The sequence below is a fragment of the Acinetobacter sp. 3657 genome (assembly GCF_031456775.1).
Lineage (GTDB): Bacteria > Pseudomonadota > Gammaproteobacteria > Pseudomonadales > Moraxellaceae > Acinetobacter.
In genome coordinates this window covers 1-15,374 of record NZ_JAVDVH010000013.1, presented here as the reverse complement: position 1 = coordinate 15,374, position 15,374 = coordinate 1, and the positions used below count along the sequence as shown (strand labels likewise).

General features: G+C 40.3%; 12 protein-coding genes. 4 read left to right on the top strand and 8 right to left on the bottom strand.

The genetic code is table 11. The annotated features are described in order from the left end of the window. The 3 genes from smc to J2Y37_RS12915 all read right to left on the bottom strand — a co-directional run bounded on the left by smc (position 1) and on the right by J2Y37_RS12915 (position 5,412). Entirely contained in the window at positions 1–3,486 is a 3,486-nt protein-coding gene (gene smc / locus J2Y37_RS12925) for a chromosome segregation protein SMC (protein ID WP_349033075.1), read from the bottom strand. A gap of 21 nt (positions 3,487–3,507) precedes the next feature. Further along, a complete protein-coding gene (locus tag J2Y37_RS12920; protein WP_004669914.1) occupies positions 3,508–4,203 on the bottom strand; it encodes a GntR family transcriptional regulator in 696 nt (231 codons plus the stop codon). Positions 4,204–4,611: 408 nt separating this feature from the next. After that, positions 4,612–5,412: a sulfite exporter TauE/SafE family protein gene (locus tag J2Y37_RS12915; RefSeq protein ID WP_349033074.1), complete on the bottom strand. Its 801-nt coding sequence runs from the start codon at positions 5,410–5,412 to the stop codon at positions 4,612–4,614. 29 nt (positions 5,413–5,441) lie between these two features. Between J2Y37_RS12915 and J2Y37_RS12910 the strand changes: the two genes are divergently transcribed. Continuing rightward, positions 5,442–6,194 (top strand): biotin--[acetyl-CoA-carboxylase] ligase, encoded by a 753-nt coding sequence (locus J2Y37_RS12910; protein ID WP_349033073.1) that lies wholly within the window; start codon positions 5,442–5,444, stop codon positions 6,192–6,194. 15 nt (positions 6,195–6,209) lie between these two features. Continuing rightward, positions 6,210–6,953 (top strand): pantothenate kinase, encoded by a 744-nt coding sequence (locus J2Y37_RS12905; RefSeq protein ID WP_349033072.1) that lies wholly within the window; start codon positions 6,210–6,212, stop codon positions 6,951–6,953. On the opposite strand, the gene J2Y37_RS12900 is transcribed toward J2Y37_RS12905, so the two are convergent. Both J2Y37_RS12900 and ffh read right to left on the bottom strand, forming a co-directional pair. Next, entirely contained in the window at positions 6,923–7,510 is a 588-nt protein-coding gene (locus J2Y37_RS12900) for an alpha/beta hydrolase (RefSeq protein WP_349033071.1), read from the bottom strand. The genes J2Y37_RS12905 and J2Y37_RS12900 overlap by 31 nt on opposite strands. A gap of 162 nt (positions 7,511–7,672) precedes the next feature. Further along, on the bottom strand, positions 7,673–9,085 hold the full coding sequence (gene ffh / locus J2Y37_RS12895) for a signal recognition particle protein (protein ID WP_004669909.1): 1,413 nt from the start codon (positions 9,083–9,085) through the stop codon (positions 7,673–7,675). Between the two features lie 146 nt (positions 9,086–9,231). On the opposite strand from ffh, the gene ccsA reads away from it, so the two are divergent. Both ccsA and J2Y37_RS12885 read left to right on the top strand, forming a co-directional pair. After that, the gene (gene ccsA / locus J2Y37_RS12890; protein ID WP_004669908.1) at positions 9,232–10,041 is read left to right on the top strand and encodes a cytochrome c biogenesis protein CcsA; all 810 of its coding nucleotides are present in this window, start codon (positions 9,232–9,234) and stop codon (positions 10,039–10,041) included. Positions 10,042–10,119: 78 nt separating this feature from the next. Beyond that, positions 10,120–11,070 carry a tRNA-dihydrouridine synthase gene (locus J2Y37_RS12885; protein ID WP_349033070.1) on the top strand — a complete coding sequence of 317 codons (951 nt, stop codon included), beginning with the start codon at positions 10,120–10,122 and terminating at the stop codon, positions 11,068–11,070. Between the two features lie 32 nt (positions 11,071–11,102). Here J2Y37_RS12885 and J2Y37_RS12880 read toward each other — a convergent pair whose 3' ends face one another. The 3 genes from J2Y37_RS12880 to J2Y37_RS12870 all read right to left on the bottom strand — a co-directional run. Continuing rightward, positions 11,103–12,149 carry a DUF6160 family protein gene (locus tag J2Y37_RS12880; RefSeq protein WP_349033069.1) on the bottom strand — a complete coding sequence of 349 codons (1,047 nt, stop codon included), beginning with the start codon at positions 12,147–12,149 and terminating at the stop codon, positions 11,103–11,105. An 87-nt stretch (positions 12,150–12,236) separates the two neighbouring features. After that, complete coding sequence (locus tag J2Y37_RS12875; protein ID WP_349033068.1) at positions 12,237–13,727, bottom strand: tryptophan halogenase family protein; 1,491 nt, start codon at positions 13,725–13,727, stop codon at positions 12,237–12,239. A gap of 684 nt (positions 13,728–14,411) precedes the next feature. After that, a partial coding sequence (locus tag J2Y37_RS12870; RefSeq protein WP_349033067.1) for a hypothetical protein occupies positions 14,412–15,374 on the bottom strand: 963 nt, incomplete at its 5' end.

Below are 15,374 nucleotides of genomic sequence, written 5' to 3'. Positions count from 1 at the left end.
CTAAGACTCCGCAACTAACCCGTATTCTTTTGCCTGTTCTAAATCAACAGTCACTAATTTTGATGTACCTGGCTCAGGCATGGTCACTCCTAACAAATCTGTTGCCATTGTCATTGCCAATTTATTATGTGTAATGTAAATGAATTGCACCTGTTCAGAAAGCTCTTTTACCAAATTACAATAACGTTGCACGTTCGCATCGTCCAGTGGCGCATCAACTTCATCCAATACGCAAAACGGCGCAGGATTCAATCTAAAAATCGCAAATACCAATGCCATTGCAGTTAAGGTCTTTTCGCCGCCTGAAAGTAACGCCAAAGAACTGTTGCGTTTGCCCGGCGGACGCGCCATCAATTTCACACCTGACTGCCAATCATCTTCAAGACTTAAAGTTGCTTCACCACCGCCAAACACCTTCGGAAATAATAACTGCAACTCTTGATTGACCTGATCAAATGTACTCATAAACAACTTACGTGTTTCCTGATCAATACTTTTCATCGCATCTTTCAGTTGAGTCACAGTATTTTGTAAATCTTGCATTTGATGGCTCAGCTCATCAAAGCGCTGTGAAACTTCTTCATATTCTTGCGATGCAGCCAAGTTGACTGCTCCAATCTTTTCAAATTGTTGCTGGGCTTTTTCCAATTTCTGCTGATGGTCTTTGATTTCAATCAACACATCGGACAATGGTTCAGAATTGAGCGCTTTAAGCTGTTCTAAATAATGCTCGCGATCTGATTTAGCAGCCTGCCAAGCCAAACGTTTCTGTTCGAGTTGCTCACGTACCTGCTCATCTTTTTGCTGTGCCAAATGACGTTGTTCAGTGAGCTGTTGTTGTTTCTCTTGCACTTGATTCAATTCAAGCTGCCATTCATTCCATGTTTTTTGCAGTTTTTCCGTTTGCTGCAATTGCTCTTGAAACTGTGACTCAAGATTTGGTAGCTCAAGCTGAATCGGATCAACAAACTTCTTCGCTTGTTCAATCTGCTCAATGATTTGTCGGTATTGTGTTTTTAAGAACGAAATATCTTTCTCTAATAACTCAATTTGCTGTTTGGCTTGAGCGGTTTGACGGCGTAAATGTTCACGTTGTTGCTGTTGTTGGGTTAAATGCTGCTGCTGTTCATCCAACTGTTCAGTTAAATTTTCGACTTGAAACTGCAAAGTCTTGTAGTTCGGCAGGACGGCTTCTAGTTTGATCGCCAAAGCGTGTAAATCAATCTCCAAGTCATCACGCTGCATCGCATCTTCTTCAAGCTGCACATCCAGCTGTTTGAACTGATCTGCCAATTGCTGTTGCTGCAATACAAAGGCTTGTGCAGTGCTTTGTAACTTGGCAATCTCGATATCCAGTTGTTGCAGTTCTTTTTGCTTTTGCTTCAGACTTTGCTGCTGTTGTTGCAAAGCCTGTTGCTGTTGCTGCAAAACTTGTTGTTGTTGAGAAAATTGATGTTCCAAAGCAGATAACTGTGGCTGATTCTCAGCAAGTTGCTGCTCAATTTCCTCTAAACGTACTTGATGACTCAGCAAGCCCTGTGCAGTTTGGCTATCTTCATCATAAAGTAAGCCAATGACCCAATCTGCCCCAACATGATAACCATCAAGAGTTAAAATTGACTGGGCTAGGTTTAAATCCTTTTGATGATCCAATGCTAACGCTAATTTTTCAGCCACAGCGACATTCGCCCATAAAGAAGATTGTGGTGATTCGATCCAGTCTGATAGATATTGCAAATCTCCCCTAACCCCTCTTTGGAAAAGAGAGGAACTCCTCCCTTTGATAAAGGGAGGTTGGGAGGGATTTCTTAACTGACGCGCCACACCTTCTTGGAAAGACTGCTCATCATCCAACAAATATGCTTGCAACCACTTAGCTAAAAACTTCTCAATGATGGCAGCATAGGCTTTACCTTGAGCGGTCAAACGCAAGTTTTGCATCAATCGCACTGCATCTTGATGCTGCTTTGGGCTTTGCTTAGCCACTAACTGATTTAAATTCTTTTGCTCAGCCAATAAAACCTGAATATCGGTCTTGAGCGTCTGTAAATCAGTCTTACTCAACTGTTGCTGGTCTTGCTGGGTCTGCACGCTTTGCTGTAGCTGTTCAATGGCTGTTTCTAACGCAACAATCTCTTGCTGTAACTGCTGCTGGTGTCGTTGAAGTTGTGCCTGCTCATCCTGCTGTACTTGAGCACGAATTTGACTCGTTTGCGTTTGCAAGGTTTGTTTCTGTTGCTCTATGCGCGACACATTTTTTGTAAGCTGCTCGATTTGAGCAGCCATTTGCAACTTTTGCTGCTGTTGCTTGTCTACTTGGCTTTTTAACTGTTCAAACTGCTGCTGTGCTTGCTTATGCTGAGCCTGTAGATCGCTTAAATTTTGCTCTGAGGATTGAGTTTGTTGCTCAAGTCCAATTAAAGCCTCGTTTTGCTCATCAAACTGAGTTGTTAAGGTTTCAACCTGTAATTCAGACAATTGCAAACGTTCTTTGCTTTGTGCTTTTTGTTGTTCAAGCTGAGCTAAAATGCTGCTGTTCTGCTGAAATAACCCCTGTTTTTGTTCCAATGTCATTTTCAATTCAGCCAGTTTTTTTTCTGCCTGTTGCCATTCTTGTTGCAACGGAGAGGACTGCTGAATTAAGCGTTGGAATAATGCACTGGTTGCCTCTAAATCATGTTCAATCGTATGTGACTCCGAACGAACCAATTTAAAGCTTTCTCCAAGCTCGGTCATTTGCAAGGTATATTCTTGCTGTAACTTATGACTTTGATCGGCTTGAAAGGACAGAATTTCTATTTTTAAAGTTCGAATTTGAGTTTCTAAAGTTTTGTATTGAATCGCAGCTTCAGACTGCCGTTTTAATGTGCGTAACTGTGATTTAAGCTCAGCCGCAATATCATCTAATCGTGCAAGGTTTTGCTCAGTATGTTCTAAATGCTGTAGGGTCTCACGACGACGCGCTTGATAGCGAGAAACCCCTGCCGCCTCTTCAATAAATACCCGCATTTCTTCAGGTTTGGCATCTACAAGGCGGTTGATCATGCCCTGTTCAATGACAGCATAAGAACGTGGCCCTAAACCCGTCCCTAAAAAGATATCGGTAATATCCCGACGACGACAGCGTGTGCCATTTAAAAAATACTCAGACTTGCCTTCACGGGTGACTTGGCGACGTACAGCAAGTTCATTATAAGCATTGTATGCGCCGCCTAATTTACCGTAAGTATTATCAAACCGAAGTTCGACACTGGCCACACCCACTGGTTTACGTTTGGATGTTCCTGTAAAGATAACATCCTGCATGCTGCCACCACGCAACTGACGTGCGCTAGACTCGCCCATAACCCAGCGAATCGCATCTATGACATTTGATTTTCCACAACCATTCGGCCCCACAACCGCCGTACGGTTCGCCTTAAAATGTAAGGTGGTACTATCGGCAAAAGATTTAAAGCCGGAAAGTTTTAAACTGCTTAAACGCATACTGCCGTATCTTAACCCTAATTAGCGGCGTGAGCGTCTCGCCCAAGCCAATTCAATCTGTTTCATACGTGTCAGAGATTCCAACACAAGGTTGCGCAAGTGTCGACAAAAATCTTCCATAAATAAAGCAGCTTGTTGTGATTTTCGGATCAAAATAGCATCAATCACCAATTTAAACAGGGTAAATGATTCTTGTAACTCACGACGTGAGGTGTTTAAGGTTAAAAAATAGCTACGACGTAACGATGGCAACAGTTCTTTATAAAACTGCATCAAATAAGGATTGGCCACCATATCGTGTTGTTCTGCTAAATATTTAAAGATCGCATCATAAAATTTTTCAATATCCCCCGCACGAACAAACTCAACCAATTCGTCCAACAATGCTTGTAATTGCTCTGCTTCATTGACACGCCAAGTTTCACTGATGCGTTGCACGATATGCCCAAGTACCATCACATTGGTATCAAATAATGCCTTGACCTGTTGAGCAGACATTTCAGAAACAATCGCCCCTCGACGCGGAAAAATTTCGATCAAATAGGTTCGTTCAAGTAATAACAACGCTTCACGGACAGAGCCACGACTAACATCTAATTCTTTAGCGATGCGTAATTCTTGAATACGTTCGCCCTCAACCAGCTCACCGCTAATGATTTGTTCACTAATATATTTTGCAATCTGTTCAGAAAGACTATCAGCCTCTTCGAGATTCATGAGTCCCTCGCTATCTTTGTTATACGCATTTTCCGATACTGGTTGTGCTTTTTTGTTTTAACTGATCTTAGTGTATAAATTCTATATCATTGTCAGACAATTTCATTGCTTTTTAAGCCAATCGCACTAAAAACTAGGTTAAAGCACTCAATTTTAATAAAAACCCAAGATTTTCTATTTTTAATATCAGATATTTACATTTTTTTATCGCATTTGACCGCACATCCGAAAGATAAAATATGACCAATTTTTTATTGATTAAAATCACATAAAATTAAAATTTAATGAATAAAAACACTTTTAAAAAGTCTGATTTGAAATCGGGCAATCCGCAGACCAATCTCAACCCGATGACCATCGAAACATGCTTGCCGCGATGGAGATCTATTCAACATTCAACGCGCAAGCTTACATCAGTCCTTTATAGACAAAATAACAACCCACGGTGACCAATAAACCAGCGAAACATTTTTTCAGCATCGCAGGTGATAAACGATGTGCCACTTTTGCGCCTACTTTTGCTGTGATAAAGCTCATCACACTAATGCCGAGAAAAGCATAAATATGCACATAGCCAATAGTATTTGGCACATTGATTTGTTCTTTGGCGCCAAACCACATAAAGCCAACTGCTCCTGCCGCTGCGATCGGCAAACCACAAGCTGCTGATGTGGCAACCGCTTTTTGCATCACCACGCCATATCGATTTAAAAATGGAACGGTTAAACTTCCCCCACCAATCCCAAAAATCGCCGAGGCAACACCGATACCACCACCAGCAGCAAATTGGACCGGTGCTGAAGGTAAATGTCGACTGGAATTGACCACAGCATAAGCCCCTTTGAACATCTTATATGCCATCCAAATTGCAAATACACCGATCACCAATTGCAAATGTTGTCCTGACATCAGATCAGCTATCCCTGCACCTAGAAATGAGCCTAGAACCAACCCTGGCGCCAAATTTCGAAATACAGACCAAAGTACCGCACCTTGTCGATGATGTGCCATCACTGAGCTGATCGACGTCACAATGATCGTTGCCAAGGAAGTACCAATCGCAATATGCATAATGACATTCGGGTCATAATTCATTTGAGTAAAGACAATATATAAAATTGGTACAATAATTAAACCACCGCCTACGCCAAATAGGCCTGCAGTAAATCCTGCGATTGCACCAATCAACAAATATATGATTAACTCCATAAATACATGACCACTCTACTTTTAAAACGATGGATGATTTCGCAACCCGCCAGCTACAGCAATTATTGAACGCAAAAAATCAATATCCTGAAGTGGTTTTACTCAAAACGACCACGACATCAACCAATGATGATATGCGTGAAATTGCGCAAAAAGGCATTACAACAGGATTGGTATGCAGTGCACAACAAACACAAGGCCGTGGTCAACACCAACGACAATGGGTGTCTCCTGAAGGCAACGTTTATTTAAGCACACTGATTCAAAGCAAAACAGCATTAGATGGCCGCCTTGCACTGGAAGTTGCCCTGAATATTTTACAGATGCCAAGCCTGCAAGATTTAAACTTACAAGTTAAATGGCCAAATGATCTATATAGCCCACAAGGTAAATGGGGCGGGATTTTGGTTGAGCCGCTCTCAGCTAATCAAGCCATTGTGGGTGTAGGAATCAATTTAAATACCCCAGCGATTGAAAGTGCAGATCAACCGATTACCTCTTTGCAAATGCTAGGTTTAGAGCAGATTGATCGCTTAAGTTTGATCGCTGAGTTGTACACGGCGATTCAACAAGCCTCTCGGTGGTTTGAACATGGTTGTTATAATTTGGCAGACCGCTTTAATCATCACGCGATCTGGCTCAATCAACAGGTTGAATTTGAACATGCTCAAGGCAAAGTTCAGGGCATCTTTCAAGGGATTTCAAATGATGGTGCGGTCATGATCCAAACGAATCAACTACAGCACTTCTATCAAGGTCGTTTACGACTTGCGTCCGTTTGAGGAAATCACCGTCCTATGAAAAGCTTATGGCTCGATATTGGTAACACCCGCTTAAAATACTGGATCACAGAACAAGATCAGGTGATTGAACACGCTGCCGAGTTACATCTACAGTCTCCTGCTGATTTATTATTAGGTTTGATTCAGCACTTCCGCTATCAAAATTTGAGTCGGGTGGGTATTTCCTCAGTGCTGGATACTGAAAATAATCAGCGTATCCAAATCATCCTCGATATTCTAAATATCCCGATCATTTTTGCTAAAGTTCATGCCGAATATGCAGGTTTAACATGTGGCTATGATGACCCTAGCCAACTCGGGATTGATCGTTGGCTACAAGTCTTGGCAGTGGCAAAGCCGAATGAAAGCTTTTGTGTCATCGGTTGCGGCACCGCGCTCACAATTGACCTCGTGAGAGATTTACAACATTTAGGTGGCTATATCCTGCCAAATTTATATCTGCAGCGCGATGCACTTATTCAAAATACCAAAGGCATTAAAATTCCTGATTCCGCCTTTGATAATTTAAAACCCGGTCATAATACTGTTGATGCAGTTCATCATGGGATTTTACTGGGGCTGATCAGTAGTATTGAGCAAATCATGCAGCAGTCACCGAAGAATCTGATCTTAACAGGCGGTGATGCACATTTATTTGCCAAGTTCTTGAATCACTATCAACCGCAAGTTGAATCAGATTTATTGCTGAAAGGATTGAAAACCTATGTTCAGCTCAATTCAGCTTTCACTAAAGTTTGAAGGATCTGTAATAATTGTGAAAATTCAATATAACCATCTTCTGCACAAAAGTGCCCAGCCTGATTCACTTCGATCAATTGGGCATTTAGCATATGTGAAAATTTAAAACTAAATGGAACAGGTACAATAGGGTCATTGCTAGAAAATAACACCACACGACGCTGTATATTTTGCCTCAATATTCCACTATCAAAAGATGAGTGACCAATAAATAGATCCAACTCAGGATGCTGTGATAACGGCTCATGAAAAGGTGCGATAAATACCCCCGCTTTTATGGTTTTTTGTTGCAGCTTCTTTGTAAGAAACCGAGCAACAGCCACGCAGGAAAGCCCATGAGCAACCACAATACTGTGCTCATTTAACTTTTTTAACTGCGCCTCTAAACATGTGTGCCAAATTTCGCTATCTGGATGACTTGCATCTGCCAAAAAAACGCGTTCAACGGTGACACTCATTTGTTTTAGCTGTTGTTCTAGCCATAGATACCAATGTTGTTCAGGGTCAGCATTCACACAATGTGTGATATAAATCGTATTGACTAAATTATGAGACATAGTTAACACTATTTTCAATATAAAACATAGATTTAAAGCTAATTTTCTTCTTTTAATCTTTGATTAGATATTGATATTTTGTATCAATTTTATACAGATCATAGCCATTCAAACTCAATAAAAAAAGGCGCAGATTGCGCCTTTTTTCCAGATGTAGCTCGGTTATTTCTTGGAATCATTATTTCCAAATAATGGTCCCATACCGCCACCACCACCGCCAAATTGTTTTTGCATATTGCCAAACGATTTCAACATTTTGCTCATACCCGATGGATTGGCAAACTTCTTCATCATTTTCGCCATTTGGGTTTGTTGCTTGATCAGCTTATTGACTTCAGCCACATCCATCCCACAACCTGCTGCAATACGTTTCTTACGACTCGGATTCATAAGATCAGGATTACGGCGTTCTTTAATGGTCATTGATTGAATGATGGCTTCCATGCGCTTGACTTGCTTTTCTGGATTCGCTTTTTCGATCGCATCTTGAATGCCAGAATTGCTCATGCCAGGCAACTTGTCCAAGAAGCCCATCATGCCGCCCATTTTGCTCATTTGTTCAAATTGCATCAGCATATCTTCAAAATTGAAGGTTCCGCCCTTTTGCAATTTTTTCGCCATTTTTTCGGCTTTTTCTTTGTCGATTTTACGTTCAACTTCTTCGACTAAAGAAAGGACATCTCCCATACCCAAGATACGTTGCGCAACGCGATCAGGATGGAATGGCTCAAGTGCATCGAGCTTTTCACCGATACCTAAGAACTTGATTGGCTTGCCTGTGATCGCACGTACTGAAAGTGCTGCACCACCACGCGCATCACCATCAGTCTTGGTGAGAATCACACCGGTCAATGCCAAAGCGTCATTGAAAGCTTTTGCTGTATTGGCAGCATCCTGACCCGTCATCGCATCAACAACGAATAAAGTCTCAGTAGGCTTAACCGCAGCATGTAACTCTTTAATCTCATCCATCATGTCTTCATCGACATGCAGACGACCAGCGGTATCGACAATCAGTACATCAGCGAACTGAATTTTGGCTTGTTCAATCGCACGATTGACAATATCAATTGGTCTTTCAGACGCATGTGACGGAATAAAACCGACACCCACTTCATTGGATACAGTTTCTAACTGTTTAATAGCCGCTGGACGATAGACATCGGCAGAAACCGTCATTACTTTTTTCTTTTGACGTTCTTTTAAGAAGCGCGCTAATTTTGCTGCAGTGGTGGTTTTACCCGCACCTTGCAAACCAGCAAGCAATACCACGACAGGTGGTTTTGCACTTAAATCTAATGTTGCATTTTCCTCACCCATCATTTTGGTGAGTTCATCATAGACAATTTTTACAAATGCCTGACCAGGAGAAAGCTGCGTCATGACTTCTTGACCGAGCGCTTCTTCCTTTACCTTCGCGATAAATTCACGTGTTACAGGTAACGCCACATCGGCTTCAAGAAGTGCCATACGTACTTCACGTAAGGTATCTTTAATATTGTCTTCGGTCAGCTGCCCTGAGCCAGTAACATTTCTTAAACTCTGTGTGAGTCGTTCTGTTAAGGTATCAAACATTGCGAAATCCGCTTAAAATGGCTAGTTGCAAAAAAATCTTTCTTAAAATAGAAAATTTATGCATAAGATGCTATAGGATACTGTAGTTCGCAGCGAATTTATATCTTAATGGTGAATATTATTCATCCTCCTAAAAAAGGTTTGACATGATTAGTCTCCCCTTGGTTTACACAATTTTGGCACTTATTGCTTATACCAGTTCGTTTTGGTATTTGTTTATTCGTCTAATGTCAAAACGTACACCAAATCTTTGGTGTTATGGTCTGATGGTGGGTTTAGGAGTACTACTTCACAGTGCTGTCCTCTACCAAGACATGATGACACCAATGGGGATAAATTATGATGTATTTAACCTCATTTCTTTTACTTCGGGGTTGATGCTGGCGCTGAGTTTGATCCTGAGCCTGATTCGTCCGATTTTGCCATTAAATCTGATAGGTACGCCTGTCGCAGCGGTTGGTCTGATCTTGGGTTATGCCTATAGCCAACCAAATCAATTTATTGAACTGCATAGCTTTGGCTTAGATCTACACATCATCCTGTCTTTATCTGCCTATGCCGTACTCTTGATGGCGACCATACAAGCCGTATTACTTTGGTTCCAAGACCGAGAACTCAAAAAGAAACAGAAAAAAAGAATTTGGGTCAATTTACTCCCCCCATTCCAAGTAATGGAATCATTACTTTTTGATTTGATTATTACAGGTTTTGGTTTATTGACGGCTGCGCTAATCTTTGGTTTTTTCACCATTGATAATTTCTTTGCCCAACACCTCGCACATAAAACAGCATTTAGTATTATCTCGTGGTTTTTATATGGTGCGCTGCTGATCGGTCGTTACAAATTTGGTTGGCGTGGACTCAAAGCCATTCGTTTTACGGTGACTGCTTTCATTTTGTTAGCCATTGGCTTTATCGGTAGCAAGTTTGTTTTAGAAATGCTTTTAGGGCGTTAATTTTACGGTTTTAATAAAGACTAGACAGCCAATCTTAAAATGCGTATAACGCTGTTTTCGCTTTACTAGGTAACCATCGTGAAACTTGTGCTCGCCCCAATGGAAGGTCTAACTGATCCAATCATGCGTGATGTCCTCACTCATGTCGGCAGTTTTGATTGGTGTGTCACTGAGTTTATTCGTATTACTGATACTATTCTCCCTGATCATATTTATTATAGTTTCTGTCCCGAACTTAAAAATGATGGTAAAACAGCAGCAGGGACACCCGTCCATGTACAGTTTCTAGGGAATAACCCAGACATGCTCGCCGCCAATGCAGCAAAAGCGGTCGAGCTAGGCGCACCAGCGATTGATCTAAATTTTGGCTGTCCTGCAAAAACCGTGAACCGCCATCGTGGTGGCTCGGTGCTACTCGATGAACCTGAGACGGTCCATCTCTTAGTCAAAGCCGTTCGAGATGCGGTCCCTGCACACATTCCTGTCTCAGCCAAGATGCGCTTGGGCTATCTAGATGAAAACCACACTTTAGATAATGCTCATGCCATCGAAGATGCAGGTGCGAGTTGGTTAACCGTACATGCTCGAACCAAAGCAGATGGTTATACCCCGCCAGCCTATTGGGAAAAAATTCAGCCGATTACAGAAGCTTTAAAAATTAATGTCATTGCCAATGGTGAAATTTGGAACAATGCTGATGCCAAAGCTTGCTTACAACAATCACACTGTCAAGACATCATGATTGGTCGTGCTGCTGTCACTACACCTGATATCACCTTGTGTATTCGTCAAGACCTTGATCACGCACTTCTTTCTTGGCAGGACTTAGTTGAACTGCAACAACGCTTTTTAAGTGGTCAATATAAAACTGAAATTGGCATGATCGGGCGTTATAAGCAATGGTTAGGCATGATGAGCAAAGCCTATCCCGAAGCACAGGAACTTTGGGGGCAAGTGAAGCGAATGAAACAACTTGAGCTGATTGTTGATGCGCTTCATGCCACAAATAAAAAGGATAGTCTTTTATAAAACTATCCTTTTTATATCGCATAGAACCAAACTTACATACCCTTAATATTCATTTTTAGATTTGTTACTGAAGCACCAACTATACCAACGTTCCCCATAGAGCCATTAGATAAGTGATTAAACACTGGGGGATTAGTACCACCACTCGCAGCACCCGCAGTACCCAATAGAATATTATTCAGTCCAAGATCAAACTGACTTGAGATTCCATCATTCCCAAAAACTAGACCACCAGATTCAACACCAGCATAAAACCCATTTAGAGAAAACGGTGTATAAGTTTGGCTGATGATCACTCCACTTGTATTTCGAACAGTGTGAGTATGACCTTTAAATTGGAAATTAAAACTTGCACCTACAGGCGCTGTACTTGGATCCCCTGACGTTAAATAATCAGAAACCAGCATAATATTACAACCATTCCCAACCCCACAGATCGAATCTATAGCGCCGCCAAACATGATCATATGCCCTTGAGGCGATGCACCAAGTTGTATATTCATAGTCGGTTTATTCGCTGCAAAAGCAACATCTATCGTTCCTGCTCTTAACAACTCTTTAACACCGGCTTTGGCTGTAGTACCCGTACTGAAAATAGAGTTTGCAGTATATGTCGTACCACTAGCTGTTGATAGTGAGTTTGCGCCAGCCATATACACAGAGAATGGTAAAATACGAAGACCTGAGACATCAGCACCAAAACTAAAGGCAATATTTGCAAAAGCACCACCCGATGCAGGTGTACCAGCATCAGTATCCATGACTAAATTAAAAGTTGGTGAGGTTGATCCAGACCTTAAAAATTGGACTCCAACTGTAGAACCTGTCGTGTTATTACCAGCCAAAACTAAACCAGCTTTATTTGTATGCGTTGGCGAGTTATATCCTGTATAAGATAAACCGTCACTATCAATAAAAGCTGTTTGTTTGAATTCGACCTGATCTAATTTAACACCAACTGTGATGCCATCTTGCCCTGTTGTTAAAGCAAGGCTTTCATCATCCATTGGTTGCATTGCCATTGCAAAAGGACTGCATAACAACAATGATACACATCCAATCTTTTTATTTTTTTGCATTGCCCTAATCCTTAAGACAAGTGTTTAGAAACTGACCATCAGAATAGCATAGATTTTAAGAATCTCAACTTTTCCCCGACAGCCAGATCACTTACTATCTGATTTCACCTTTAATTCGTGTAAATTTTTTGCTAATGTTTGTTTTTTATCATCTGGGAGTGTAACTAATTCTGCCGCTGTCACTTCCGGTTTAATTAACCCAACCCCGACGCCTACAGCAAGCCAGTTTGGTACACCGAACATTAGAGTACCACTCATACTATAGCTGGAAAAATCAATAAGACGTGGTGTACGGTGTTGCCAACATTCTCTTAATTCCTGATAAGCAGATGACATGGGCACCTGCTTCATATTTTTCCAAAATGGTGTATCTGCTCTATCCGTATCATAATGCATACGAATGAAATCCCCCAAACCATTCCAATACTGACCGTTTTGGTGATTAAAATAATCGATAGTTTGCTTTGATATCACGCCATGACTATGCACAATAAAATTCGCAAGGGTTTCTAGCTGTGTAATCATTTGTCCAATAGACGTAGCTTCTAATGGCTCTACAAAACCAGAAGCAAGACCTATTGCGACTACATTATTTACCCAAACTTTTTCAAAGTATCCCGCCTCAAATTTAATTATATTTGCAGGATTTATTTCTTTACCTAACCAACTTTCAACTTCACCCAAGGCTTGATCATCAGATAAAAATTGATCATTAAAAACATAGCCTGCACCTATTCTTTCTTGTAAAGGTATTTGCCATACCCATCCCGAACTTAATGCTGTTGCTCGCGTTACTAATTCGATTTCCCCCTCATGTGGGAGATGAAATGGTAAAGCACGATTCATAATTAACGAGTCAGAAAAAGATTTCCATTTTATATTATATTTTTTCCCTATTAAGATTCTTGAAAAACCAGAAGCATCGATCACAAAATTACAATCAACTTCACGCTCAGCTAACTGGATTGAGCTTACATGCCCTGTTTCTGGATGCAAATTAAAGTCTTGCACCTTTTCTTCAATATGTGTAATCCCTCTAGATAAAGCTATACTTTTAAGATACTTACCAACTCTAAAAGTATCAAAGTGCAAAGAGGCAGCAAAATTACTGTCTCCTGCCATTAATAATCGTAACACTTCTCCAGTATCAGCTCGACGTTCTGAAAGCTCTAAGGCCTTCATATAACAATTAATATCAATCTGATTGTTTAATAGTAAAGATAAAAAAGGATAAAAACCATTATCTTCCCACATTTCTTTGGAAGAAGTATCAGCAAATAGATGATAGAAATTATCATCCTTTTTCCCTGTGTTCCATTGTTCATAACGGAAACCAAGTTTTAACGTCGAACCTGTATGTTGGATAAAGGCTGGGAGATCGATTTGTAATTTATGCAATAGATCGAGAAGATTGATCACCCCGCCCTCTCCAACACCTACAATAGGAATTTCAGGAGCAGAAATAACAACAACTTCAACTGATTCGCTAAAAATTTGTCTTAGCCTTAATGCAGCAAACCAACCAGCTGTGCCACCACCTACGATACAAACTCTTTTCATTCCACGTAAATTTAACATTGCTATCCCTGCAAAGAGTCACTAACTATGAGTCATTTTTTTAATAAAGCGTCTAAATGATAACAAACTTTTAATAATTCATAACAACCATTATGATTTTTTAACACGCAAATTTGCAAAGCAAGATACGCTCGTAAAAATGCTATTTTATCCAGCGCTAATTTTAAGATCTCAAAAATAATGACAGATTTAGATTCCACCAAAATAGCATTTAATATCTATTATTTGTTAATAGAACTTCAAAGTTCCATAGTGGTTTGATCTGACATTTAGCAAGATGAGCATGTACTGTTCGTGCAGCAAGGTTAATATTTAATGTTATCTTTGTAATCCTCCACTAATTAATGCTTCAATTCCTTCTCAACTATTAACAAATTTAGTGATTGAGAATCAATAAGTATATGCTTTGATTTTATCAACAAAAATAAATATATACACTAAAGTGCAATAAAGTATTGAGAACAATGAAATTTGTGGATCGGCAATATGGAGAAGATGATCGTGTCAAAAGTTTAGTTGAAACTCAAATGCATTCCATTAGATTAATGTGAGATGATTTGAGTACAAGATACCGTTGAAATCAAGTGAATAATCTATAAATTTTTTCTTTTTAATCGTTGTACAACAAAGTTCTCAAGCGCATTAAATTCGATTAAATCATAATGCGCTTGGTAAAGCTTTAATTTAACAAAACTTCAAAGTTCCATAGCAGTTTGATGTGACATTTTGCACATTGCCTAATGGTACATCTTGCAAATTAACAAATGCTGTTCGTCCAGCAAGGTCAATATTAGGTATCGTCTTATTTATTCCACCGTTAAATAATGCTGTAAGACCCTCAACACTGTTAACCATTGTTGCATTCTCACCACGACTCAAAAAGGCGGCAATTGAATTCGCAACCTGTGGGTAGACTGAACTAATGTCTACGGTCTTTCCTGCTGGTGCTTCTAAGTAACCCAATTCAACTGGATTTTGAAACGACATCCACCATCCAGGCTGAGCGATATCTAAATCCTCTGCTCCAGGCCATTTTAGTGCTTGTCTTTGTAGGCCTAAATAAAAACCACCGCCACTAATCGGTAGGTTATGTAGATATCCTAAGTTTTCCTCAAATGTAATATTGGCACTTAAATTTTGAATTCTTGTATTCATTTGAATATATAGCTCAGAAACGGATGCTACACATGCACCCAACACACATGCTACCTTAACTGGAGTATTTAACCCCAACTGAATACGACCTGAGCCTGTTGTAACCACAATATCATCAATTCTTGTGGTATTTACATTGCGAATCGTTGCGGATTTCATACGCTGACCACTAATCACTGCTGCTGGCACTGCAAAGTCTGCTCTTAAAGATGGAATACTTAGACCCGTGGTATTGGAATGATTGGGTAAACTCACAAATCCATTGTATGGTTCTTGACCACATCCCTCAGCGCAAAGTGCTATTTCTGCCTGTACTAATCCCTTTAAAATTTGGTCACTGGCTTTACCAAATGTACTTGGTGTCGTCATCACATGTCCAGTCGTTGCTGCTGTTTTAATATATCCACTTAATGAGTTAATACCATTTGGGATTTTATTGCCTCCACCATCAACGAGATCATTATCCCCAATCGTAAGTAATCCCAAGGCATC